General features: G+C 63.2%; 23 protein-coding genes and 1 pseudogene. 9 read left to right on the top strand and 15 right to left on the bottom strand.

Annotated elements, in window-relative coordinates:
* Positions 1-21: 21 nt before the first annotated feature.
* Both DXT59_RS24890 and DXT59_RS24885 read right to left on the bottom strand, forming a co-directional pair.
* Positions 22-1,011: a fumarylacetoacetate hydrolase family protein gene (locus DXT59_RS24890; protein WP_116140239.1), complete on the bottom strand. Its 990-nt coding sequence runs from the start codon at positions 1,009-1,011 to the stop codon at positions 22-24.
* Positions 1,012-1,035: 24 nt separating this feature from the next.
* Positions 1,036-1,689 (bottom strand): TetR/AcrR family transcriptional regulator, encoded by a 654-nt coding sequence (locus tag DXT59_RS24885; protein WP_162878235.1) that lies wholly within the window; start codon positions 1,687-1,689, stop codon positions 1,036-1,038.
* A gap of 213 nt (positions 1,690-1,902) precedes the next feature.
* Between DXT59_RS24885 and DXT59_RS24880 the strand changes: the two genes are divergently transcribed.
* From DXT59_RS24880 to DXT59_RS24870, 3 genes are all read left to right on the top strand, one after another.
* Positions 1,903-2,433: a cupin domain-containing protein gene (locus DXT59_RS24880; protein WP_116140235.1), complete on the top strand. Its 531-nt coding sequence runs from the start codon at positions 1,903-1,905 to the stop codon at positions 2,431-2,433.
* Positions 2,434-2,619: 186 nt separating this feature from the next.
* On the top strand, positions 2,620-3,843 hold the full coding sequence (locus DXT59_RS24875) for an MFS transporter (RefSeq protein WP_162878234.1): 1,224 nt from the start codon (positions 2,620-2,622) through the stop codon (positions 3,841-3,843).
* Between the two features lie 142 nt (positions 3,844-3,985).
* Positions 3,986-4,897, top strand: a complete 912-nt coding sequence (locus DXT59_RS24870) for a SphA family protein (RefSeq protein WP_116140231.1) — start codon at positions 3,986-3,988, stop codon at positions 4,895-4,897.
* A 48-nt stretch (positions 4,898-4,945) separates the two neighbouring features.
* Here DXT59_RS24870 and DXT59_RS24865 read toward each other — a convergent pair whose 3' ends face one another.
* Positions 4,946-6,427: an HD domain-containing phosphohydrolase gene (locus tag DXT59_RS24865; protein ID WP_116140229.1), complete on the bottom strand. Its 1,482-nt coding sequence runs from the start codon at positions 6,425-6,427 to the stop codon at positions 4,946-4,948.
* Positions 6,428-6,606: 179 nt separating this feature from the next.
* Here DXT59_RS24865 and DXT59_RS24860 point away from each other — a divergent pair, with 179 nt between their 5' ends.
* From DXT59_RS24860 to DXT59_RS24850, 3 genes are read left to right on the top strand one after another with little or no spacing between them, the layout of a single operon-like run.
* Positions 6,607-7,200: a cytochrome b/b6 domain-containing protein gene (locus tag DXT59_RS24860; RefSeq protein ID WP_116140724.1), complete on the top strand. Its 594-nt coding sequence runs from the start codon at positions 6,607-6,609 to the stop codon at positions 7,198-7,200.
* Between the two features lie 2 nt (positions 7,201-7,202).
* Positions 7,203-7,976 carry a molybdopterin-dependent oxidoreductase gene (locus tag DXT59_RS24855; protein WP_116140227.1) on the top strand — a complete coding sequence of 258 codons (774 nt, stop codon included), beginning with the start codon at positions 7,203-7,205 and terminating at the stop codon, positions 7,974-7,976.
* Between the two features lie 53 nt (positions 7,977-8,029).
* Positions 8,030-8,644 (top strand): hypothetical protein, encoded by a 615-nt coding sequence (locus DXT59_RS24850; protein WP_116140225.1) that lies wholly within the window; start codon positions 8,030-8,032, stop codon positions 8,642-8,644.
* Positions 8,645-8,664: 20 nt separating this feature from the next.
* Here the strand turns inward: DXT59_RS24850 and DXT59_RS24845 are convergent.
* The 5 genes and pseudogenes from DXT59_RS24845 to DXT59_RS24825 form a co-directional block, all read right to left on the bottom strand.
* Positions 8,665-9,974: pseudogene (locus tag DXT59_RS24845) on the bottom strand (c-type cytochrome).
* 15 nt (positions 9,975-9,989) lie between these two features.
* A complete protein-coding gene (locus DXT59_RS24840; RefSeq protein ID WP_116140223.1) occupies positions 9,990-12,209 on the bottom strand; it encodes a xanthine dehydrogenase family protein molybdopterin-binding subunit in 2,220 nt (739 codons plus the stop codon).
* A 51-nt stretch (positions 12,210-12,260) separates the two neighbouring features.
* Positions 12,261-12,716 carry a (2Fe-2S)-binding protein gene (locus DXT59_RS24835; protein WP_116140221.1) on the bottom strand — a complete coding sequence of 152 codons (456 nt, stop codon included), beginning with the start codon at positions 12,714-12,716 and terminating at the stop codon, positions 12,261-12,263.
* A gap of 42 nt (positions 12,717-12,758) precedes the next feature.
* On the bottom strand, positions 12,759-13,580 hold the full coding sequence (locus tag DXT59_RS24830) for an alpha/beta fold hydrolase (RefSeq protein WP_116140219.1): 822 nt from the start codon (positions 13,578-13,580) through the stop codon (positions 12,759-12,761).
* A 91-nt stretch (positions 13,581-13,671) separates the two neighbouring features.
* The gene (locus tag DXT59_RS24825) at positions 13,672-14,040 is read right to left on the bottom strand and encodes a BON domain-containing protein (RefSeq protein ID WP_116140217.1); all 369 of its coding nucleotides are present in this window, start codon (positions 14,038-14,040) and stop codon (positions 13,672-13,674) included.
* Between the two features lie 287 nt (positions 14,041-14,327).
* Between DXT59_RS24825 and DXT59_RS24820 the strand changes: the two genes are divergently transcribed.
* The 3 genes from DXT59_RS24820 (at position 14,328) to DXT59_RS24810 (ending at position 18,815) form a co-directional block, all read left to right on the top strand.
* The gene (locus tag DXT59_RS24820) at positions 14,328-15,764 is read left to right on the top strand and encodes a catalase (protein ID WP_116140215.1); all 1,437 of its coding nucleotides are present in this window, start codon (positions 14,328-14,330) and stop codon (positions 15,762-15,764) included.
* Between the two features lie 67 nt (positions 15,765-15,831).
* The gene (locus DXT59_RS24815; protein WP_116140213.1) at positions 15,832-17,196 is read left to right on the top strand and encodes an FAD-dependent oxidoreductase; all 1,365 of its coding nucleotides are present in this window, start codon (positions 15,832-15,834) and stop codon (positions 17,194-17,196) included.
* Positions 17,196-18,815, top strand: coding sequence for an FAD-dependent oxidoreductase (locus DXT59_RS24810; protein WP_116140211.1), 1,620 nt, complete (start codon positions 17,196-17,198; stop codon positions 18,813-18,815). The genes DXT59_RS24815 and DXT59_RS24810 overlap by 1 nt, the downstream gene beginning before the upstream one ends.
* Positions 18,816-18,884: 69 nt before the next feature.
* Here DXT59_RS24810 and DXT59_RS24805 read toward each other — a convergent pair whose 3' ends face one another.
* The 7 genes from DXT59_RS24805 to DXT59_RS24775 all read right to left on the bottom strand — a co-directional run bounded on the left by DXT59_RS24805 (position 18,885) and on the right by DXT59_RS24775 (position 24,726).
* Positions 18,885-19,892, bottom strand: a complete 1,008-nt coding sequence (locus DXT59_RS24805; protein WP_116140209.1) for a zinc-binding alcohol dehydrogenase family protein — start codon at positions 19,890-19,892, stop codon at positions 18,885-18,887.
* A gap of 29 nt (positions 19,893-19,921) precedes the next feature.
* Positions 19,922-20,641, bottom strand: a complete 720-nt coding sequence (locus DXT59_RS24800) for a hypothetical protein (protein WP_116140207.1) — start codon at positions 20,639-20,641, stop codon at positions 19,922-19,924.
* The gene (locus tag DXT59_RS24795; protein ID WP_116140205.1) at positions 20,638-21,687 is read right to left on the bottom strand and encodes an alcohol dehydrogenase catalytic domain-containing protein; all 1,050 of its coding nucleotides are present in this window, start codon (positions 21,685-21,687) and stop codon (positions 20,638-20,640) included. Before DXT59_RS24795 ends, DXT59_RS24800 begins: the two co-directional genes overlap by 4 nt.
* Before the next feature lie 157 nt (positions 21,688-21,844).
* A complete protein-coding gene (locus tag DXT59_RS24790) occupies positions 21,845-22,696 on the bottom strand; it encodes an alpha/beta fold hydrolase (RefSeq protein ID WP_116140203.1) in 852 nt (283 codons plus the stop codon).
* 57 nt (positions 22,697-22,753) lie between these two features.
* On the bottom strand, positions 22,754-23,122 hold the full coding sequence (locus DXT59_RS24785) for a response regulator transcription factor (protein ID WP_116140201.1): 369 nt from the start codon (positions 23,120-23,122) through the stop codon (positions 22,754-22,756).
* A gap of 107 nt (positions 23,123-23,229) precedes the next feature.
* Positions 23,230-23,670, bottom strand: a complete 441-nt coding sequence (locus DXT59_RS24780) for a DUF3331 domain-containing protein (protein ID WP_240324665.1) — start codon at positions 23,668-23,670, stop codon at positions 23,230-23,232.
* 51 nt (positions 23,671-23,721) lie between these two features.
* On the bottom strand, positions 23,722-24,726 hold the full coding sequence (locus DXT59_RS24775; RefSeq protein ID WP_240324664.1) for a LysR family transcriptional regulator: 1,005 nt from the start codon (positions 24,724-24,726) through the stop codon (positions 23,722-23,724).
* Positions 24,727-24,852: the final 126 nt, after the last annotated feature.

The following is a 24,852-nucleotide window of genomic DNA, read 5'->3' as shown; positions in this document are numbered from 1 at the left end:
GCGGCCGCGCACACTGCTCGCCTAACGGACGACGCGATTGCGCAATACGCCAATTCCCTCGACTTCCAGTTCGATCGTATCGCCCGGTTCCAGGAAGCGCATCAGTTCGAGCCCGCATCCTCCTTCAACGGTGCCGGAGCCGATGAATTCGCCGGGATACAGCGTCTCGCTGCGCGAGATGTGAGCAATCACGTCTTCGAACGACCAATACATCGTGCTCGATTTGGCACGCGTCCATTCTTCGCCGTTGACCCGCGCGATCATCGAGAGGTTATAGGGATCGGGAAGCTCATCGGCGGTCACCAAACATGGCCCCATGGGGTTTGCCGTGTCGAAATCCTTACCCTTCGCCGGCCCGAGCTGTCCGCCCATTTCAGCCGTCTGCGCGTCGCGGGCCGTCACGTCGTTGAAGATCGTATAGCCGTAGATATAGTCGCGGGCGCGCTCCTTCGATACGTCCGTGGCACGCTTGCCGATGAAAAAGCCGAATTCCAACTCGAAGTCCAAGAAATTGCTGTAGGACGGCCAGCGAACGTCATGGTCGGTGCCGATGACGGCCAGCCGGTTCGCCTTGTAGTAAATCGGCTGCTCGTAGAATGTCTTCGGTACCGCCAGCACCCCTTCGCGTTCCATCTCCGCGAACTTCGCTTCGGGATCGGGGAACTGTTGCGCACGCAACTTCCTTGCATTACGGAATGCCTGAATCAGATGGCCTTCGAAGCAGAGGCAGTCGCGCATCTGCACGGGCGGCTGAACGGGGGCATCCAGTATCGCCTCGGCGCGCGGCACGCGGGCGCCGGCCGGCGCGCTGCGGACGAGCTCATAAGCTCGCTCGAGCGCCGAGTCCGCGCCGCCGATCATCGCCAGCACGCTGTCGAAGCGAGGATCCGCAACGCCCCGAGCATCGGCGTGGCTACTTGCCGCGCTCAAATCGATAATGCTCGCGCCATCGTCGACGAGCGCGCCGGCCCTGCTGCCGCGGTCGCCGCGGCGGTACGTCACCAGTTTCATTCCGTTTCCCTAAATAAATGACGTTTATCGCCTGCGTAAGCCGTCGAGCAAAATCGACAGCAGATGACGCAGGGTTCCGTCTACATCGTCAGGATCGGCCTTGCCGGCGCTCAAGCGGCTGATGCGGCCCACGTCCACCATCACATAGACCATGATCCCGATCACGGATTGATAGGCCCAGTGGATTTCCGCCTCGGTGCGCTCGGGCAACGTGATGCGCAGTTGATCGATGAACGCCATGGCGATCGGGTCGAACATCTGCTGGATGATCCCCCGCTCGGACGAGCAGGGATCGTTGACCTCGCGCGCCATGATGATCCCGAAGTGCTCCCCACCTTCGGTGGTTCGCAGCCTCAACATCGGCAGCAGCAACGCCTTGAGAATCAGTTCCAGCCGGCGGTCGGGGTCCTCCTCCATCTCGGCCAGCGCGAGGCCCGCCTTACGCTGCTCGACGATCGCCGGCACGCGTGCTTCGAAGATCGCTTGATACACCCCCAACTTGCCGCCGAAGTGGTAGCTGACCAGACCGACGGGCACGCCCGATTGCTGCGCGATATTGCGCAGCGAGACGCCGTCGAAACCGAGCCGCGCGAAAAGTGCCTCAGCCGCCGCAACGATGCGTTCGCGGGTATTGCCGCGCTCGGTTGCCGGGACTTCCGCGTTACCTCGTTTCTGCATGTCTTGCTCCTGATTGATGTTCGATGCAGACCGATGCACTGTAGCGTGCATCAGATCGATTGACCAATTATATATCTTAGGTGGTAAACCTTATTGAACACTTGTTCAAACGGCGCAGAATCGTCTTCATTGAGTCGGCCGAGCGGTGCTTGGCCGGCTCGATCGAAGTTCGGCCGCGTACGGCCGGCTAATCAGCGCAACGAGGACAAACCCATGGTTTTAAAAATTCGCCGCGTGGTCAGCGGACACGACGCCCAAGGCCGTTCCACCGTGCTGTTCGACGGCTACGCGACAAACGTCAAGGAAATGGAGTCGATGCCCGGTCTCGCCCTCACCGATCTTTGGGAGACAGATACGTCGCCCGTGGACAACAGCTCGAACGACGATGCCGTCGCTCGCCCTGTCCGGCTCGAGCCGCCGCCGAACGGCTCGATTTTCCGGATGGTCGAGTTTCCGCCGGACGGCGCCTGGCGCGACAAGACGGATGTGGAAAAAGCGTTCGGATCCATCGGCGCGCCGACCGCGCATCAGAGCGCGTCCGGCGATCCGTTGATGCACCGCACGGACACGATCGACTATCTCGTGGTCGTGAAAGGCGAGATCTACGCGATTCTCGATACGGGCGAGGTGCTGCTGCGGCCAGGCGACGTTTTCGTGCAACGAGGCACGGTACATAGCTGGAGCGTGAGGGGCAACGAGCCCTGCCTGCTGGCGGCCATCTTGATCAACGCGCATCCCGTCTAGATGGATCGTGCGCGGCGCGCCTCCTTGCCCCGGCGCGTCGCGGATCGATCCGCTTCATTCGCCGACGGGGCCGGCTACGTTCTCTCGTGGTTCGTCCTTATAGCTTAGTAGTTCTAATCAATCGTCGCACGAAATCCTCGGTGGCCCGCGCAGCCGCGAGCACAAAGCCGTCAAAGGAGACAAATCGTGAAAAGCCGCTGGACGGCGCTTGCCGTCATCTTCTTTTCGTTCATTCAATTCACGCTGAACTGGTTCAACGTCGTGCCGACATTTTCCGGGGTAGCCGGGGAAATGCGTCTGACGCCGGCCCAAATCGGCGTCGTCGTTGGACTATTCATTGCCGGGTACGGCGTCGCCCATATCCCGGGCGGCATGATCGCGGAAGCCTTCGGTCTGAAGTTCGCGATGTTGCTCGGTATCGCAGTGGAGACCGGCGGTGCGTTGTTGTCGGCGCGAGCCGGAGGGTACGAGGTCTTGCTCACGGGACGGTTTCTCTGCGGTATCGGCGGGTCGATCTATTTGGGCAGCGCAATTGGGTTGACCGCTGCTTGGTTCCGCAACGATGAACTCGCGACGGCGAACGGTCTAATAACCGGCGTGGCATTCACGGTGGGCGCCGTGCTGGGGCTCCACGGCTGGAGCGCCCTCGTGGAGGACTACGGATGGCGCACGGCGCTCTCGCTCGGCGCGGCCTTCGGTGCCGCCACGCTCATCGTCCTACTTTTCCTCTTCCCCGAGCCGCCGGCCGCCGAGCGCGAGCAGATCGGCGCCCACCATTTGAATCTGGCTTCGCTCAAGCGGACTTTCGGCAATCGAAACCTTTGGCTGCTCGGCATCACGTTTTCGGGCGGCTACGGCAGCTACTTCACCGCCGCACAACTTTTACCCGCATTCGCCACCGCGCATCTTCGGCTGACGCCCGACACGGGCGCGACGATAGCGGCACTGCTGCTCGTCAGCGGCATGGCGGGGGGCATCCTGGGCGGCTGGCTGGCCGACAAGGTTTTCGGTCCTACGGCGACCATGGCCGGCGCGTTCATCGTGGAAAGCGTCGCGCTACTTCTCGTGCCGCACCTCGGCCTGGCCGGCCTGATGGGCGCGGCAGCCGTAATCGGAGCCTCGGCGATCCTGGGGTTCGTCGTATGGATCGGATTTCCCGGGCTGTATCGCAATGAAATCGAAGTAGCCGATATTCCCACCGCGGCGGGGCTGATGCTCACCATCGTCGCAGTCGGCGGCGTCGTGGTGCCCACGCTGTATGGAAAGCTGGTGGAGGTATTCGGCTATCCGCATGCGTGGACCTTCCTCGGCCTCGCCACGCTCGCCGCGACGTGCACCTGCCTCGGCGTACGCAAACCCGAGTCCGCGCAAAACCGCGGTCAACCGCAACCGGACGTTATCTTCAAGTAAAGGTTTTCCGGCGCTTCCCAGGGACACGGCTGCGTCAGGGCAGCCGACGGATTGCTGTAGCCAAGCGTAACAGGAGGCGAAGTCCAATCTTTCGCATCATTAATTAGTAGCCCTAAATAACTATAGGAAAAGGAGACGTCGTATGTCAATCGGCCCGCACTACAGGTGCTTCATTGCCGCTGCGACCGCTATCGCCTGCTGGTCCGGCGCGGCGCCGGCATCGGAAAACGCGAGTCCCTATCAGCCGGGCGTCACTACCGGCTCGCCAACGGGTGCTTTGCCGCCAGCCGGCTTTTACATGACCGAGGACTTCTACATCGCGCGAGGCGGCACGCTCGTGGACGGCGCCGGGAACGGCGCGCCGCTGCGCGTGCAAAACACCGCCACTTCACCGGCCTTGCTGTGGGTGCCGGGCTGGAAGCTATTCGGCGCTCAGTTCGGAATGGGTTTCGTGCAAGTGTACGCGGAGCACGATGTCGATACGAGGGCGCTGGGCGGCAAGTCCACTAAGACATCGGGATTTTTCAACACGATTCTGACGCCGGCAATCCTGTCATGGGATCTCGGCCATGGTTTTTTCACGTCGGCCGCGATGAGCGTCTACTTACCCAACGGACATCACCAGTACGTGAACGGCGTCCCCGCGCAGACTAGCTATGCCAACGATTATTGGACCGCCGAGCCGAGCTTCGCGGTCACTTATCTCGCGCACGGCTGGAATTTCACCATCAACAACGTCTTCGACTTCAACCGTACCAATGCGACCACCGACTACCATTCGGGCAGCGCGTACTATGTGGATTTGACGGCGGCCAAGACGATAGGCCGCTGGACGCTCGGCGTCATCGGCAACTATTCGCGGCAGTTCACCGACGATCGGCAGTACGGTCGGATAGTCGGAAACGGCAACCGGTTCGAGCACGTCCTGCTCGGCCCCATGTTGGGCTACAACTTCGGACGCGCTCAAGTCACACTGCGATATCTGCAAAATATCAAGACGCGGAACGACATCGACGTGTCGTTCTTTCACGCCTCGGTCTCGTTCAAGTTCTAGATCGAAGAGCGTGTACACGCCGGCCGTGGAACGGCGCCTGCGCCGGTCTCAAAGCAGACCCATCGCCGACGCCTTGAGCGTCGCCGCGGCTCGCGTGGAGCATTCGAGCTTGCGAAACACGCTCTCGACATGCGTGCGCACCGTGCTCGGGCTGATCGCCAATTCGCGCGCGGCTTCCTTGTTGCTCGCGCCGCGCGAGATCGCGCGCAGCACGTCGGTCTCGCGCGCGGATAACAGCGAGCTTTGCGTGGCGGCATTTCTTGGCCGCTCGATTAAGCCCCCTTCGTCCGCCGCGAGCGCATCGGCCACGTCGGCGCTAAGCCTGCCGCCCGCCACTTCGCCCTGCAACGTTTGCAACGCAGTGTGCATCGGCAATGCGGCGCGCCAGGGCCGCGTCGAGCGCAATGCCGCCCATGCGACCGAAGCCGCGAGAATCTGTGCCTCCAGCGAAAGCGACCGGGCGTCGGCGCCGCGGAAATAGCCCGAGCCGTCTTGCCGCTCATAGGCATAAGAAGCGAGCTCGGCCGCTTCTCGAAGCGTGCCGGTTTGTTTGCCGGCGCGCGCCGTCCAATACGGCACGAGCCGCACCTTTTCCCAGGCGCTCGCCGGCAAGGCGCACGGCTGATTCCATACGGCGTTGGGTACGGCGGCCCGCCCCATCCCGTGAATGAGCGCGGCGCGATAGACGCGCGCCTGCGCCGCTTCGTCGAGCCCGAGCCGCGCGCAACATGCCAGCGCCGTCATCGCGACGGAACGCGAAAAGCCCGTCATCCACGGCAATTTCAGATCGATGACGTCGGCGATCAATTCGGCGCACGCGTGCCGCCGCATGTCGGGCGTGACCAGCGCGGCGTCGAAATCGGCTAGCGAGGCCTGCTCCAGCGCAACGGTCCAGTCTCGCGCATTGCGCACGGCGACATCGACAAGGTACGCGGGATACCGCGTGCCGGAGCGTTGCGCGATCAACTCGAGCGCCCGTTCGAGACCGTACACGCGAACGAAAATCTCGAGATCGCCTGCCAGCGCAACGACGAACACAGGGATCGGCACCTGCTCGCGAGCAACACTCTCGGGCAGGCCCGCGCCGTCCCATGTTTCGAAAATGTTTCGCAATGCGGCTTCAGTCGCCGAGGAAAGGCCCAAAATACGCGCGATCTCGCCGGACACCTCGCAATGAATCTGCGCTAGCGGCCGCATCGCCGAGGCAGGATCCACAGGGGCTTCGCGCACTTCGGCCCAGCCCGGCCGCGCTTCGAGCATCGCCAACCGGACCGCGACGTCGTCGCCGAACACTTCCGCGAAGCCGGCTGCATTCGCAGTACACCCCGACCAGCGTAGCAGCGCCACTTCGCGAACCGCATCGCAGACGCTCGAATCGAGCCCTGCCGCCTGCCCAATGCGCGCGGCAATCCATCCCGTGCGCAGCGAATGATCCGTCGGCTGCCCCATGCTCAAATCGCCGACGAAGGCCAACGCTCTGACCGAGTCGAATACCGGCAGCATGGTCCGGTTTGCTTGAAGGTCCAACATAGGCATGAAGGCGGCAAAAACAGGTCGAACAGCACGCGATCATACGCCGGGTGGCCGATGCGAGGCGCGCGTTGACGTGCTATCCACCGGGCCGCTTCCCGGGGGTCGGTCATTCGACCGATACCGCCGCGCATGGTCAGGCGCCATTCTTGTCTCCCGGCCAGACGAACGAGATCGCCTTGAGGCACACCACGATACATCCCGCATGGGTTCGCGTCTTTCACTGGGTCAATGCCGCCGCGGTCATCGTCATGTGCTTGAGCGGCTGGCAAGTGTACGACGCATCGCCCATCTTTAAAGCGATTCGCTTTCCCGCCGCCATCACGTTGGGCGGCTGGCTCGGCGGCGCGCTGCTTTGGCATTTCGCGGCGATGTGGGTATTGGCCGCGAACTTTATCGCGTATCTGGCGATGAGCATCGTCACGGGACGTTTGCGCAGCAGATTCTTTCCCCTTCGGTTCCGCGCGATCGTCAATGACTTGGCTGCCGCGATGCGCGGCAAACTCAATCACGATGACCTCGGCCGCTATAACGCCGTGCAAAAGTTCGCCTATCTCTTCGTTCTCACCGACATCGCGCTGCTCGTATGGTCCGGATTGGCGATCTGGAAGCCGGTGCAATTGCCGCTGCCGCGCATGTCGGTGGGCGGTTTCGACAACGCGCGCATCGTTCATTTCTTTGCGATGAGCGCGCTCGCCGGTTTCTTCGCGGTACATGTGGTCATGGTCGCGCTGGTACCGCGCTCGTTGCTCACGATGATCCGGGGCCGTTAGTCATGAATCCACGCAAACTCATTCGACCACTCGATGCCGCCTCGATCATCAAGGACGCGCAAAAGGAATTGCAATCGTCCACCCGGCGCCTGTTCGGCAAGCGGCTGCTGTCCTTGGGCGGACTTGCGCTCTTGTCGGGCTGCGATCTGACGGACGACAAATCGATCAACACGATGCTACGGCGCGTGTCCACGTTGAACGACGGCGCCCAGGCGCTGCTGTTCGATCCGCGCAAACCGGCGCCGACTTATCCCGAATCGATGCTGACCAGGCCGTTTCCGTTCAATGCCTACTACGACATCGACCAGGTACCCGAAGTCGACGCGCAAACCTACCGCCTGGAAGTAGGCGGCCTCGTAAAAGGCAAACGGATTTGGACGCTCGACGAGCTGCGCGCGTTGCAACAGCGCAGTCAAGTGACGCGGCATATCTGCATCGAGGGCTGGAGCGCCATCGGCAAGTGGGGCGGTGTGCGCTTTGCCGACTTTCTCATACTCGCGGGGGCCGACACGGGCGCCAAATACGTCGCATTTCATTGCGCCGATAACTATTGGACGAGCATCGATATGCCGACCGCGCTGCATCCGCAGACGCTGCTCGCGTTGACGTACGACGGCAACGTCCTGCCCCCGAAGTACGGATTTCCGATGAAGCTTCGCATGCCCACGAAGCTCGGCTACAAAAACCCCAAGCACATCGTCGCGATCACGGTGACCAACGAGTTCCCAGGCGGCTACTGGGAAAACCAGGGCTACAACTGGTTCGGAGGTTCTTGAATCAGACGCCGCGCGCAATTACCTTCCATCACCTCTCATTTTTTGGAGCAGCCATGTCCATCCGTTTCAAACTTGCCGTTTCGTTTGCCGCACTCGCGCTCGCGGGCTCGGCGTTCGCCCAATCCCCCGCCGGCAAGCCCGAGCGGATTCGCGGCGAAATCGTCTCGTTCTCCGGCGACACGCTGAAAGTGCATCGACGCAGCGGCGAAACGGTGACGATCGACATGCGACAGTCGTCCGCCGTCAATGCCGTCAAGGCCATTTCGCTGTCGGATATCAAGCCCGGCTCTTACGTCGGTGCGGCCGCCATGCCCGGCCCCGACGGCAAGCTCACGGCCAAGGAAGTGCTGGTGTTTCCGGAAGCGGCGCGCGGCACGGGCGAGGGTCATTACGCGTGGGATCTCGGCGCCAATAGCACGATGACGAACGCGAACGTGGACACCGTCGTGCAAGCAACCAGCGGCCGCGATCTCAAACTGTCATATAAGGGCGGCACCAATACGATCACCGTACCGGCTAACGCTCCCGTCGTCACACTGATTCCGGCCACGCGCGCCGAGCTGACCACGGGCAAAAAGGTATTCGTCGTGGCCACGCCGGCGGCGGGGGGAGCCTATGACGGCAAGCTCGTCGTCGTCGAGAAGGACGGCGTCGCCCCGCCGATGTAACGCCGGCGCCGCCGCCCCGTTCAGCGCGACGCCGCCGTCGCCTTACGCGACTTCGCGACGTCCGACGCCTGTACGGCCGGCGCGCCGTTGTTCCAGCCGGCGCGAACGAACGTCAGCGCGTCGGCGATTTGCCGGTCGTTCAAAACGTTCGAGAAGGCGGGCATCGGATAAGCGGACGGTACGCCATCGATGACGAGCACGTCGCTGCCGTTCAGCGTCACGTTGATCAGCGACGACGGGTTAGCCGCCAAAACGTTCGGATTGCCGGCTAGCGGCGCGAGCAGCGGCGCGTAACCGCGCCCATCGGCTCCATGGCAATGGAGGCAGTAGGCGTTATACACCTTGGCCCCCGGATCGTTCGCCGGCCGGCCCAGCAATGCTTGCGTCGCATCGGGCATATAGCGGTAAAGCGCAGCCGGCGCTTCGCCCGCCGCCGGCAGCGACTTCAGATAGCGGGCAATGGCCGTCACGTCGCCGTCCGTCAATGCCTGCGTGCTGTGGTTCACGACACTCACCATCGAACCGAATGCCGTCGCGTGCCGGTTGGCGCCGCGTTTCAGGAACTGCGCCACATCGGGCTCGCTCCAGCGGCCGAGGCCCGCATTCGGCGCCCCCGTTAGATTCGCCGCGAACCAATTGTCGATCGGCGCACCCGATAGGTACGCGCTGCCGCTTTCGTCGAGGGCCTTTTCCTGGAATCCGACGCCTCTCGGCGTATGGCACGATCCGCAGTGCCCTAGCCCCTGCACAAGATACGCGCCGCGATTCCACATCGCGTCGTGGTCGGTTTTATCGCGGTAAGGCGTCGTATCGAGGACACGGCGTTCCAGAGAACGAGCGGCCAGCGCATATTAAGCGGCCACGAAATGTCGCTCGGCCGGTTTGCCCGCTTGACCGGTTCGACCCCATGCATGAAGTAGGCATAGAGCGCTTGCACATCGTCGTCTCTGAGCTTGGCGTACGACGGATAGGGCATCGCCGGATAGAGCCGATGGCCGTCACGGGCCACGCCCTTGCGTAACGCCCGCTCGAACTCGGCCTCGCTATATCGCCCGATGCCGGTCTCGCCATCGGGCGTGATATTGGTCGTGTAGATCGCGCCCATCGGCGTGCTCATCTTGAGCCCTCCGGAGAACGGGGCGCCGCCCGGCGCGGTATGACATGCGACGCAATCGCCGGCCTTCGCGAGGTAGGCCCCGCGCGCGATGCGCGCATTGTCGGCCGGCGTCATTTGCGCGCCGTGCGCAACTGCGCCGGTCATCGCGGCGCAAAGCGAGAACAGCGCGGCGCGCAGCCGCTTGGCGGCGCGCTCCGAGGTGAGGTATCGCATCATTCGTGTCTAGCGTCAGGCCGTTTTGAGTTGGCTGCCTACGGGCAGCTTGCGCAACCGCTTGCCGGTCGCCGCGAAGATGGCGTTCGCCAGCGCGGCGGCGGTGGCCGCGGTGCCCGGTTCGCCGATCCCGCCCGGCGCTTCTCCGCTCTTCACGAGATGCACCTCGATCGGCGGCGATTCGTCGATTCGCATCACGCGATAGTCCGTGAAATTGCTTTGCGCGACGCGGCCGTTCTCGATCGTGATTTCGTCGTAGAGCGCGCCCGTCAGTCCGAAAATGATGCCGCCCTGCACCTGTGCCTCGATCGTATTCGGGTTGACGGAGTGCCCGCAGTCGACGGCGCAGACGACCCGCCGCACGCGCACCTCGCCGTCGTCGACGGCAACGTCGATCACGATCGAAAAGAAGCTGCCGAACGCATGCATCACCGACACGCCGCGCCCTTGCCCCTTCGGCAACGGCGCACCCCAGCCGGCCGCCCGCGCCGCCACATCGAGCACGTTGCGGGCGCGCGGCGTTTTCTCCAGCAGCGAGCGGCGGTACTCGACGGGATCGATCTTGGCCTCCCCGGCAAGCTCGTCGATAAAACTTTCGACGACGAACGTGCCGCGGGTCGGCCCCACGCCACGCCAGAATGCGGTCGGCACATGACGGGGCTCCTGCCGGACGTAATCGACGAGCTGGTTCGGAATGTCGTACGGCAAGTCGGCCGCGACTTCGACCGCGTCGGGGTCGACACCGTTGCGGAAAGCGGGCGGCGCGAAACGCGCCATGATCGACGAGCCGACGATGCGATGCCGCCAAGCAATGGGCTTGCCGTTCACGTCGAGGCCAGCCGAAATCCGGTCGTAGTAGTACGGCCGGTACATGTCGTGCTGAATATCTTCCTCGCGGGTCCACACCACTTTCACGGGCGCATCGACATGTATTGCAACCTTGGCCGCTTGCGCGACCATGTCCGTTTCGAGACGCCGGCCGAAGCCTCCGCCGAGCAGGTGGTTGTGCACGACGATGCGCTCCGCCGGCAAGCCGGTGATCCGCTGCACCGTATCGCGCACGCGCGTGGGTACCTGCGTGCCGGTCCACACCTCGCAGTCGTCGGCACGCACGTGCAAGGTGCAATTCACCGGCTCCATCGTCGCGTGAGCTAGGAACGGCTGCTCGTAGACCGCGTCGATGCGAGTCTTGACGTTCGCGAACGCCTTATCGACGTCGCCATCCTTGCGCGCGACGGCTCCCTTGCCGTTCGCGGCCGCTTGCGCGAGATCGGCCACGATGTCTTCCATCGACACCGTCGCACCGCTCCCGCCGTTCCATGCGACGACGAGTGCCGATGCGCCGCGCTTCGCGGCCCATGTGTGATCCGCGACGACCGCGACGGCGTCGTCCACACGCACGATCTGGCGCACGCCGGGAATCTTCCTTGCAGCCGTATCGTCGACGCTAACGAGCTTTCCGCCGAAGACGGGGCTATTGACGATGACCGCATACACCATCCCGTCGATACGCACGTCCAAGCCGAATTTCGCCGTGCCGTCGACTTTCTCCGGCGAATCTAGCCGCTTGGCGGGCGTGCCGATCAGCTTGAAGTCCTCCGGCTTCTTGAGCGCGACGTTCGCCGGCACGGGCAGTTTCGCCGCCGCATCCGCAAGCTGACCGTACGATGCGCGCCGCCCGCTCGCCGCATGCAGCACTTCGCCGTGTTGCGCATGACAGGTGCCCGGGTCGACATGCCATTGCTTGGCCGCCGCCGCGATCAACACCGTGCGGGCGGTTGCGCCTGCGCGGCGCAACGGCTCCCATGCATAGCGCACCGAAGTCGAGCCGCCCGTCAGTTGTCCGCCGAGCAGCGGATCGAAAAAGCGCTTTTCGTCGGGCGGCGCATGATCGAGCGTGACGGCCGACAGCGGCACTTCGAGCTCTTCGGCGATCAACATCGGCAACGCCGTGTAGACGCCCTGCCCCATTTCCACCTTCGGCATCACGAGCGTGACGTTGCCGCCGCGATCGATCCGCACGAACGCGTTCGGGGCGAACACGCCCGGCCCGGCGGTTTCGCTCGCGTCCCCGCCGATAACGGAGCGGCGCGCGTTCTCACCCGCCGCCGGCAGGCTGAAGCCGAGCAAGAGCCCGCCGCCCGCCGCGGCGCCGAGCGACATGCCGAAACGCAAGAACGAGCGCCGCGACAGTCCTCGCCCGCCTCGCCCGGCCTCGATCAATCCTTGCAACATAGCCACCCCTTTACGTATCGCGATTCGCGCAAGCAGAACATCGATCTCATCTCAATGCCCCGCCGCGGCGTGTTTGATCGCGGCACGAATCCGGTTGTACGTGCCGCAGCGGCAGATGTTGCCCGTCATGGCCGCATCGATATCGGCATCGCTCGGATTCGGATTCGATGCTATCAGCGCGCTGGCCGCCATGACCTGCCCCGACTGGCAGTAGCCGCACTGCACGACATCGAGCTCGCGCCAAGCCTGCTGGATCTTCACGCCGGCCGGCGTGGCGCCGACGGCCTCGATCGTCGTAATCTTGCGGCCGGCGACGGCCGCCACCGGCAATACGCAAGAGCGCACGGCAACGCCGTCGAGGTGCACCGTGCACGCGCCGCATTGCGCGATGCCGCAGCCGAACTTCGTTCCGGTCAGGCCGACGACGTCGCGCAATACCCAGAGCAAAGGCATGTCGTCGGGAACGTCGGCGGTACGGACATCGCCGTTGATAGTGAGGGTGACCATTCAGTTTCCGGGACGGTTAAAGGGAAGCCGCGTGCCGCGCGTCTACGACTGGATGAACGCGAGCAGATCGGCGTTCACACGATCGGCATTGACCACGCACATGCCGTGCGAGCCGCCCTCATAGACCTTCAACGTCGCGTTCTTCACGATCTTGGCCGATAGGCGGCCCGAATCGTCGATCGGTACGATTTGATCGTCGTCGCCGTGCAGAATCAGCGTGGGCACGTCGATCTTCTTCAGATCTTCCGTGTAGTCCACTTCCGAGAACTCGCGGATGCATTCGTATTGGCCATGGATGCCGCCGGTCATGCCCTGCGCCCAAAACGCGTCGATGGTGCCTTGCACGACTTTCGCGTCCGGCCGGTTGAAGCCGAAGAATGGGGTCGCCAGATCGCGATAGAACTGCGATCGATTCTCGGCCACCCCTTTGCGAATCGAGTCGAATACGTCGAGCGGCAAGCCGCCCGGGTTGGCATCGGTCTTCAGCATGATCGGCGGTACGGCGCCGATCAGCACCACCTTGGCGACGCGTTTCGTGCCGTGACGGCCGATGTAGTGCGCCACTTCGCCGCCGCCCGTCGAATGCCCGACGAGCGTCGCTTCACGCAGATCGAGCGTATCGAGCAGCGCGGCCAGATCATCCGCGTACGTATCCATGTCGTTACCGGCGAACGGCTGGCCCGAGCGCCCGTGCCCGCGCCGATCGTGGGCGATCACACGGTAGCCCTGCCGCAACAGGAACAGCATCTGCGCATCCCATGCATCGGCGTTGAGCGGCCAGCCGTGCGAAAACACGACCGGGCGGCCCGTACCCCAGTCCTTGTAGAAAATTTGCGTGCCGTCTTGCGTGACGATGGTGCTCATGATGATCCCTTGGTGGATGGAGTCGATACGGGTTGGAGACGTCGTAGCTCGGACGCCGGCGAACGAATATCGCCGCTGCCGAGCCTATCGATCAGTGCCCCGGGTAACGCTCCGTCAGGTTGTTCGTCAACGAAACGACGCCGTCGAGACCTTGTACGCTCGTTTGCGCGAGCTGGATCTGCTGGCTTTCCGGCACCGTGCCCACGAGCGTGACCGCGCCCTTACGGGCGAGCACTGTGATGTCGGATACGTCGAGACCCTTCGTGTGCGTCAAAGCCACCCGGACCTTCTTTTCGAGCGCGCGATTCGCCGCGCGGTCGGCCTTGCGCTCGGGGCTCCGGAATCCGGGTTTGGACACATGCTGTTCGACCGGGGGCGTGTAGCCCGAATCGGCCGCTTGCGCCGTGACGCCGAATGCAAGCGCGCTTAAAGAAAGAACGGCTACGAGGGTCTTTTTCATTTTTTACTCCACTTGGGTTGGTGATGATCGACCGCGGCAAAGAACCGCAAATCTCAATGCTCACGATAAAGACTTTTCGAGCCGTGTCCCAGCCGTCGAACAAGAAAACAGTTTTAACGATGGACACAAGATTCGAGCCGCATCGCGATTGCTCGCCGACGCGACGGCTATACCGCGGTATAGGTCGACCAAACTCATTGGCTGCGGCTCCCCGTGCGGGAAGACGATTCTCGGCGCGGCGATGGCTCGGTATATTCGTCCAACCCGACCATGAGGAGAAGTGCGAAATGCCAGAGAAGACCTTGACCACCGCGGCCGGCGCGCCGGTGGAGGACAACCAAAATTCGATGACGGCCGGCGCGCGTGGCCCGATCGTGCTGCAGGACGTTTGGCTGCTCGAGAAACTCGCGCATTTCGATCGCGAAGTCATTCCGGAGCGCCGCGTTCATGCGAAAGGATCGGGGGCATTCGGAACGCTCACGGTGACGCATGACATCTCCCGCTACACGAAAGCGAAGGTATTCGCCGCGGTCGGCAAGCAGACGCCGCTGTTCATGCGCTTCTCGACGGTCGCCGGCGAACGCGGCGCGGCCGACGCCGAGCGCGATGTCCGTGGCTTCGCGGTGAAGTTCTACACGGAGGAAGGCAACTGGGACATCGTCGGCAACAACACGCCCGTGTTCTTCGTCCGCGAACCGCTCAAGTTCCCCGACTTCATTCACACGCAAAAGCGCGACCCCCATACGAATTTGCGCAATAACGTCGCCGTCTGGGACTTCTGGTCGCGCCATCCGGAATCGTTGCATCAAGTCACCATTCTGATGAGCGATCGCGGGATCCCGAAGAATTATCGGCAAATGCACGGTTTCGGTTCGCACACGTATTCGTTCATCAACGCGGCGGGTGAACGCTTCTATGTGAAGTTCCACTTCAAATCGTTGCAAGGGATCGAGAACTATACCGACGCCGAAGCCGCGCAAGTGATAGCTCAGGATCGCGAGAGCGCTCAGCGCGACCTGATCGCCAACATCGATCAGAAAAACTTCCCTCGCTGGAAATTTCAGATCCAAGTCATGCCGGAAGCCGAAGCGGCTTCGTACCGCTACAACCCGTTCGACATCACGAAGGTATGGCCGCACGCCGACTATCCGTTAATCGACGTTGGGATCGTCGAACTGAACCGTAACGCACAGAACTACTTCGCCGATGTGGAACAAGCGGCTTTCACGCCCGCGAACGTCGTGCCGGGAATCGGCTTCTCGCCCGATCGACTGCTTCAGGGACGATTGTTTTCATACGGGGATACGCAACGTCACCGTCTCGGCGTCAACCATCATCAGATTCCGGTGAATGCGCCGCGCGTGCAATGTCCGCACACGTTCCATCGCGACGGCGGCATGCGCGTGGACGGCAACCAAGGCGGCAACGTCAATTACGAGCCGAATCGCTTCGGCGACTATGCGCAAGACCCATCGGCCGCCGAACCTCCGCTTGCGGCCGGTGCCGTCGAGCGCTACGACCACCGGGACGACGACGATTACTACAGTCAGCCTGCGCAGCTCTTCCGTCTTTTCGACGAGGGGCAGCGCGCGCGGCTGTTCGGCAACATCGCGCGCTCGATCCGAGGCGTTCCGCAGTCGCTGGTCGAACGCGTACTCGAGCATTTCGAGCGGATCGACCCGGCATACGCCGAGGGAGTACGCCGGGCGATCGCGCAAATCTAACGATTCCCGGCCTGCTTCGCATGCGCGGCCTCGCGCCGCGCCGTTCAATCACAGCTTAGACAATGAAATGAGCGATCTCCGAAAATACGAGTATCTGTTTCTCGGCGGCGGCAAGGGCGGAAAGTCGCTGGCCATGGACCTGGCTCGCGCGGGCAAGCGCGTGGCGATCATCGAGCGCGGCATGATCGGCGGCTCTTGCATCAATGTCGCCTGCATCCCCACAAAGACACTGATCCGCAATGCGGGCCGTCACCACGACTGCGCATCGCACGGTCCCAGCGATGCGCGCGGCGCCGACATGATCGCGGTCGGTCACAACGTTGCATCGGTCGTGAACGCAATGGTCGAGATGAACCGGCAGGCGTTCGATGCGTCCGGCTTGGACCTCGTGATCGGCACGGGCCGCTTTGCCGGCCCTCGCCAAATTCGCGTTCATGCGGAAGACGGCACCGAGCAGCTATTCGAGGGTGAAAACGTCTACATCAATACCGGTACCATTGCCGTCGTTCCCGACGTCCCGGGCTTACGCGATCTTCGCCCGTTGACGCACGTCGAAGCGCTGAAGCTGACCGAGCTGCCGTCGCATCTGATCGTGATCGGCGGTGGATATATCGGGTTGGAAATGGCGCAGGCCTTCCGGCGGCTGGGCAGTAAAGTGACGTTGATCCACGACGGACCTCGGCTCGCGATGCGCGAAGACGAGGACATCGGCGCCGAAATCCTGCGCGCGTTCGTCGACGATGGAATCGATGTGAAGCTCAACGCGCGGCTGACCGAGGCGAGCGGCGCTCACGGTACCGCGGTTTCCCTCACGCTCGACGATGGCACCATCGTCGAAGGAACGCACATTCTCGTCGCCACGGGCCGCAAGCCCGTGACGGACGATATCGGCCTGGAGCTTGCCGGCGTGGCGCGCGACGCGCATGGGTTCATCGAGGTGGACGATACCTTGAAGACGAGCGCCGAGCGCACGTGGGCCATCGGTGAAGTGGCGAGAACGCCGATGTTTACGCATGCCTCGTTCGACGACTATCGCGTCCTGAAGGCCGGGATCGAGGGGCGCGTAAGAAGCACGCGCTCGCGCACGGTGCCGTACGCGCTTTTCATCGACCCCGAGCTAGGGAGAATCGGCCTCAGCGAAACCGAGGCCAACGCCCGTGGGCTGCGTTTTCGCGTCGCGAAGCTGCCGATGGCGTCGGTGCCGCGCGCGCGAACCAACGGCACGACACGGGGATTCATGAAGGCGCTCGTCGATTCCGATTCCGCCCGCATCATCGGCTTTGCGATGCTCGGCTCCGGCGCGGGCGAAGTCACCACGGCGGTTCAAATGGCGATGCTCGGCGATCTGCCCTACACGGCCGTGCGTGACGCGATCATCGCGCACCCGCTGATGTCCGAGGGGCTCAATCTCTTGTTTGCGACGTTGAAGTGATGTCTCGTCTTCCGCAAATATATCCCGTCCTGAACGACGCCGAAGTCGCGCGCATCTCGCGCTTCGGCGAGACCCGCCATTGGGGTGACGGCGCCCGCATTTTCAGTATCGGTGACCCCGGTTTCGGAATGTATGTGGTCCTCGGCGGCAAAATCAAAGTCACTCGACGGGACGCGTTCGGCCGCCGGATCGTAATCAACGAACAGGGCACCGGCCATTTCATCTCCGAGGTCGGTCAGCTTTCGAGCGGACGCTGCCTCGTCGATGGCGATGCCGTTGGCGACGTGCAAGCGATCCATGTGCCGCCTGTGAACCTGCGTGCGCTCTTGATCGCCGAAGCCGAGCTTGGCGAACGCATATTGCGCGCGCTCATTCTGCGGCGGGTCGGGTTGATCGAAGGCGGCAGCGGCCTTGTCGTCGTAACCAATGAGAACAACGCGCGATTGACCGCGTTGCGCAGCTTTCTCGCCCGCAACAACGTGCCGCATTCCGTCGTCGATACGGCGTCCGACGCCGACATCGCGCAATACGTCGGGCAATGGGCTGCCGACGAATCCGACTATCCGCTCGTGCTGAGCCCGGACGGCACGATCCTGCGGGCACCCGGTGAGTCGGAGTTGGCCCACGCGCTAGGCTGGTTGCCCGAGTTCGAGCCGGACGAAGTGTTCGACGTCGCGGTCGTCGGTGCGGGCCCCGCGGGCCTGGCAACCGCCGTCTACGCCGCTTCCGAGGGGTTGCGCGTCGCGGTGTTCGACCACCGGGCGCCGGGCGGACAAGCGGGCGCCAGCGCGCGCATCGAAAACTTCTTCGGCTTTCCCACCGGCATTTCGGGTCACGCGTTGACCGCGCGCGCGTTCGTCCAAGCGCAAAAGTTCGGTGCCCGAGTAGCGATACCCGCGCACGTCGAGTCGCTCGATTGCCGCACCTCGCCGCTGCGCCTCAATCTACAGAACGGCACGCGGATCGATGCGCGCACGGTAGTCATCGCATCAGGCGCCGCCTATCGGAAACCGCAAATCGAGGGGCTGGAGCGATTCGAGGGACGAGGCGCCTATTATTGGGTGTCGCCCGTCGAAGCGAAAGCATGCGCCGGGAAAGACATATTGTTGGTCGGCGCCGGCAACTCCGCCGGGCAAGCCGCGGTTTATCTGGCCTCGCACGCGCGACGCGTAAGTATGCTCGTTCGGGGCCCCGACCTCAAATCCAGTATGTCGCAATACTTAATCGATCGTATCGCCTCTTTAGAGAACGTCGACGTCCAGTTCAACACGCAAATCGTCGCGGTCGACGGCGGGCAAAACATCGAATCGGCGACGCTCTCTCGCGACGGACAACGCCTCATCCGCCAGACCGAACATGTGTTCTTGTTTATCGGTGCGTCGCCCAATACGGGCTGGCTCGCGGGATGCGGCGTGGCGGTCGAACGCAGCGGCTTCGTGCTGACGGGACGAGCAGCCGCGCCGCAGGCCAGCGAACACGAAACGAGCATCCCCGGCGTGTTCTGCGCCGGCGACGTTCGCTCAGGCTCGACGAAACGAGTCGCGGCGGCTGTCGGCGATGGGGCTGCCGTCGTTTCGCAAATCCATCAGTACCTTGCTCGGGCAAGTACGCAAGCCTAACGCGATCTCGCCGACCGCTCGAAGCGTACGCGGCCCGCCGACCGCGCAAACCGCGTACGCCTACGGTGCTCAGAACCCTTCGAGCACGATTTTTCCCAACGCCTTGTGGCTTTCGATCAACGCGTGCGCCCGACGCAAGTTCGCGGCATCGATCGTCCCCATGTGCTCGCCAAGCGTCGTCTTGAGCAGGCCGTCATCGATCAGCGCCGCGAGCCGATCGAGCAACGCATGTTGATTGATCATGCTCGCCGTGCGGAACATCGAGCGCGTAAACATGAATTCGAGGTGCAAGGAAATCGATTTGCGCTTGAGCGGCATCGCATCGAGCGTTGCCGGATCGTCGATCAACGCGAGATGACCTTCGGGCTTGAGCAGCTCGATCAGTTGCGAATAATAGCTATCGGTATGCGTCAAGCTGACGACATAGTCGATTGGCCCGATTTCCGCCGCGGCCAGTTGCGGTTGCAAAGGCCGACCGTGATCCACGACGTGGTGGGCTCCCAATTCGCGTACCCAGCTCTGCGTCTCGGGTCGCGATGCCGTGCCGATCACCGTCAAGCCTGTCAGCTTGCGCGCAAGCTGAACGAGCATCGAGCCGACACCGCCGCCGGCACCGATCACGAGCAGCGTTTCGCCGTTGCCGCCGCCTTCTTCGATGCCCAAACGGTCGAACAACAGCTCCCAAGCCGTGATGCCGGTAAGCGGTATCGCCGCGGCTTGAGCCGCGGGCAGCGACGTCGGCCGATGACCGGCGATACGTTCGTCGACGAGTCCGAATTCGGCATAGCTGCCGGGGCGAGTAATGTCCCCGGCATACCAAACGCGATCGCCCGCTGCGAAGAGTTCGACCTCCGCGCCAACCGCCTCGACAGTGCCGACCGCATCCCAGCCCAGCACGCGGGGTCCGTTTGGCTGCACGCCGAGACGCAGTTTAGTGTCGACGGGATTCACCGAGATGGCTTCGATCTTCACCAGCAAATCGCGCGGGCCGGGCTCCGGCTTCGGCAGTTCCACGTCGTACAGCGCCTGCGGATCGTCGATAGGCAGGCCTGCTTGTGCGTAAACAACGGCTTTCATCGCGTCTCCATTGTGAAAGGAAATATCGCTTAGCTCAGCGTGATCTCGTGCAGATCGATCGACACGACGAGCGGCTCGGGCATCGCCTGTCCCTCGGGGGTTCTCGGATAAATGCGGCGCTTCGTGGGAAAGCGGACACCAGAGACGGTCGTATAGTCGCTGACGTAATGCGCGCCCGGCGTGTTGCCCGCGATCTCGACGTCGTAGTCGAGACGGCGTATCAAGTTGTCCGGGCCGACGTAAATCGTCTGCGCCTTGCTGAATACTTCAAGGTTTTCGGGGTACCGCACGCGGATCTTTCGCCATACCTCACCCTGCTCTTGCCATAGGCCGTCGTCTTCGCAATGCACACCCTCCCATGCGAGCACGAACGGCGCGTTCAGATACGTCCACATGGCACAGCCGGCGAAGAACGCCAGTTGCAACGGGTCCCAAGGCGTCTCGAGCGTATGCCCGCTGAACGACTCGCGCGGCTGCACGCGTTCCTCGATGACGCGTCCGGCTCGATCGAGCAGCGCGATACGCTCGCGCGTGAAATCGCTGCGCGCGGCGAGCGAACCGAAAGGCGCGTGCGAAGCCCACTGGCGGTCCGTCGCGACGGTGACGGTCGTGTTCTCCAACACACCGGCTTGGCCCTTTAGGCCCCATAGCGCACCGCCCTGTACGAGCCGCGCGCTCACGGTACGGAAATTGCGCCACTGCGCGAGACCGCCATGGGCCCCGATGATCGATTCCGCGATTGCGTTCATGCGTTCACTCCGGCGTTGTCGGAATTCATGACCAGTACGGCGCGAAAGCGTACGTCCGCGCGCATCATGCGGTCGTAGGCGGCTTGCGCCTGCTCGAGCGGAAACGTCTCGATCAGCGGACGAACGTTCTGCAAGCGAGCGAAGGCCAACGTTTGTTCGTTATCGGTGACGGTGCCCGTCAACGCGCCCACGACCGAACGACCGCCGAAGACGAGGTCGACCGCCTTGAGCGCGATCGGCTCGCCCGGTACGGCCACCACCACGAGCTTGCCTCGGGCGGACAGCCCCGCCACCGTCTCGGCCATGCCCGCGCCCGTGGGCGCCGTGCCGAGCACGACCTTCGCACCGCCCAATGCACGCAGCGCGGCGGCCACATCCTCGGCTTGCGCATCGATGTAACGATGGGCGCCCAATTGCAGCGCAAGCTCGGCCTTGTCCGCGCCGCGCGCGATCGCGACCGTGTGAAAGCCCATCTTGTTGGCGAATTGCACGGCAAGATGCCCAAGCCCGCCCAAGCCATGAATCGCCACCACGTCGCCGGCGCGCGCGCCCGCGTTGCGCAGCGCGTTGAACGTGGTCAGGCCCGCGCAAAGCAGCGGCGCGGCTTGCGCCGCGACAAGATCGTCGGGTACGCGGACCAGCCCGCGCGCCTCGGCCACCATCAGCTCCGCGTAGCCTCCATCGGTCGTCATGCCGGTAATCACGGGGTTTTCGCAGTTGACGATGTCGCCTTGCCGGCACGATGGGCAGGTGCGATCCTCTCCCGCTAGAAAACCCACGCCGACTCGCTGGCCGATGTGCCAACCTTGCACGCCGTCGCCGAGCGCCTCGATGCGCCCCACCACCTCATGGCCCGGCACACGCGGTGCGACGCCGCTCGGGGAGGCGGGACGCTCGACGGTCGCGCTATCCGAGTGACAGACGCCGCAGGCCTCGACGCGGATACGCACTTGTCCGGGCGCCGGCTCCGCGACGGGCAGGTCGACCAATTCCAATTGGCCCGGCGCTTTGACTACGGCCGCTCGATAGGTTGATCGAATCGTCATGGCTTGCTCGCTACTCCAAATAAACGCAGGATGAACCGATAGCGGCCGCCATCGGCGCCGATCGCATCGGTAGGAAAACTTCTTTTCATTCGCACTCCTAATTTTCTGCTCGATGAACCGGCAGTCGAAGAACTTTCATTACGGAGGATCGGTCGCCTTAAGCGCTAACGCCGACGAACGCGGCGATATGTTTCGCGCTGGCTTGCGGATACTGCAGATGAGGGCCATGCCCCGTGCGCGGCAAAGTCACGAGATGGAGCGTCGGAAGCTGGGCGTTCAATGCGTACCAATTCTCGACCGGGAACACGATGTCGTGATCGGCGCCCAGGTGAAGGACTGGAATCTGCGTCGATTTAAGCGCTTGGAGCACGGCGTCCGCCGGAAACATCGGATTGCGCGGACGGTCGCCGAGCTGCTCGGCCGCCCACTCCAGCGGCACCGAGGGGCTAAGGTCGTGCTTGCGCTCGCTCGTGCGCTTCAGCGATTGCTCGGCCGCCGCGCGGCTGGCCGGCGAAGCAGGCTCGAAGAATACCGTCACGAGATCGTCGAAGTCGTTTTCACGCCGAGCGAGCGTATAGAACAATTGCTCGCCTGGTTTGACGAGCGGCCCCGGCGGCGTCGTCGCGATCAGCACCGCATGCGAGACGAGCGCCGGCGCTTTGGCCAATACGATTTGCGCGGCCATTCCGCCGACCGACCACCCCCCGATCACCACGTCTTTGAGATCGAGAGCGAGGATCAGATCGATGGCGTCCTGGGCCAACGCGGCCGGATTATAGGTGCGCTCGCCCGTGGATTGCCCGAGCCCGCTGTAGTCGAAGGTGACGACCCGAAAGCCCTGCTCGGCGAGGCTGTCCAGAAAGAGCGGATCCCAAGTGTCCATCGTCCCCCTGAACCGCACGCAGAGCACGAGCGGCTTGCCTCGACCGACGCTACGGTAGGCCAGACGCCGGCCGCCGACGTCGACGAATTGGGTCGGTGCACTATGGCTCGACGAAATATTATCCATAAGAGAGGTCATCCTTTTAATCGGTTCCGAATGTCGCCAGATGCCGCGAGCGTTCAATCAACAACCGGTCAGCGCCCTTTCGATCCACTGAGCAAGCTCCTCGGGATCGAACGGCTTTTCCAAGACGCATAGCGCGCCGTAACGTTGAGCCTCGGCGAGGCGCGTCGAGGTGAGCTGTCCCGTCACGAAAATAAACGGCACGACGCTACCTTGCGCGCGCAGCGAGGCCAGCAGTTGCAGGCCCGAGATCCGCGCCATTTGAATGTCGCAAACGACGCAATCGAACGGCAAATCAATACCGCGAGCCAGAAAGGCCTCCGCCGATTCGTACTCGCGCGCCTGACTGCCCATCGAGCGAACGAGCGACTCCAGCGATTGCCTGACGGCAAATTCATCGTCGATTATGCAAACCGTCTTATCGCGCACGGACTCTCTCGCGTGACGCCAAGCTCGCGGGCCGAGTCTTAGAGCGTAGCTGTTGAGCGATAGCCTATTCGCAGAGCCCGTTCGGCCGCAACCATCCCGAGGTATGGTTACGCCGATACCTTGCAGCGCTCGATGGCCGCCGCGTGAATCATGCGATCCCAATTGCAGGGGACGGCCTTTCCGCGCAAGCGCGGCCGGTAGACACGATCGCCGCGCTTGATCGGGACCCCCGTCAGCGCACAGCGCGCGCGTTTGCGCGCCACGCCGCAGTGCCAGACCTGCTCGCCCATATGCCCCGAGCGCGGATCGCTCCAGCACAGGGTGACCGCCGTCTGCGACAACACCTCGATGATCCGTATCCGCGCCCCCGTCGGCACGACCGCGTTTGGCTCGGGACCGGCCGCAGCCGATTCCTCCGATACGGCCAACGGTCCGGTCCACTTCGACGTGCGGCCGTAGGCGGCAGCGATTTTCGAGGGGTACAGCAGGCGCAGCAGCGCGCCCTCGAACACATCGTCCCTTGCATGAGTGAGTTGCGTCATCAGCATGTACCTCGCGTTGGATAGAACGCCCGTTGGCCGCATAAGGCCCGCGGTTAATCACGCGTTCAACGTATATTCGGCCGCGGCCGCCTTCCATGCGTTCGGATCGGCATATGGCTGCGCGGGCCGGGCCGGTGCCCCGCATTCCAACCGGTGCGCGACCCATTCGACGAAGGCACGCAGCGACATCGGCATATGCCGGCGCTGTGGATAAACCGCGACGATAGGCAATGGTGCGGGCCGAACGTCGGCAAGGACCTCGATCAGATCGCCCGCCTCGATTTTCTCGGCGACCAGCGGCAGCCCCACCTGGGCGATGCCGAGCCCCCGTACCGCGTAATCGACGACCAGATGAACGTCGCTTGCGAGCGTGCGCTCGCGAAGCTTCAGGGGTTGGGTACCCGCTGCCCCCTCGAACCGGGGCTGCCGCGCCGCGCCGAATGGTTTCGGTGCGTGATGCACGAACTCGTGCGTATGCAACGCCCCGATATCGCGCGGCACGCCGTTCTGTTGGAGGTAGGCGGGACTCGCGACCGTCACCGCCCGATACGTTCCGACTCGGCGGCACTGCAAGGACGAATCGGGCAAATGCCCGATCACGACCGCGCAATCGACACCGTGTTCGATCAGCCGCTCCCCCGCTCCGCCGAGCTCGATACGTAATTCGAGCTCGGGATGAAGGCGCCGGAAATCGGCAAAAGACGAGAGCAAGTCGACGCCCGCCTCGTGATCGATCTCGACCGATAGACGCCCCCTCACTACCCGGCTTGCGCCGCTCAGATGCTCTTCCATCTCGCGAATTTCACAAAGGATGTTCAGGCAATGATCGAGGTATTGCTTGCCCTCGTCCGTCAGCGACATCGACCTCGTCGATCGTTGCAACAGCATGACGCCCAGCCGTGCCTCCAATTGGCGCACCAGCGTACTGGCCGACGGCGCGGTAATACCGAGCGATTCCGCGGCGGCAGTGAAACTTCCGAGGCGGACGACGTGCGTAAATACGGTCATCGCGTGCAGTACCCTGTCCACCATCACCTCCACGATTGTTTCGATGCGATCCATGTTGGAATCGAGTGTAGTGGCGCGCCGCCTCTCGATCTATCAGCCCGTAGTCGGTCGAGTGCTATACCAAAGTGTGAGATGCCAAGCTCGCGTATAGTTGGAGTTGTCTTTATCGGCCTCGCATAG

Origin of the sequence: Trinickia diaoshuihuensis (assembly GCF_003390925.1) — a bacterium.
Classification (GTDB): Bacteria; Pseudomonadota; Gammaproteobacteria; order Burkholderiales; family Burkholderiaceae; genus Trinickia; species Trinickia diaoshuihuensis.
Note: the sequence above shows the minus strand (reverse complement) of the source record. Positions and strands in the feature narration are given on the sequence as shown.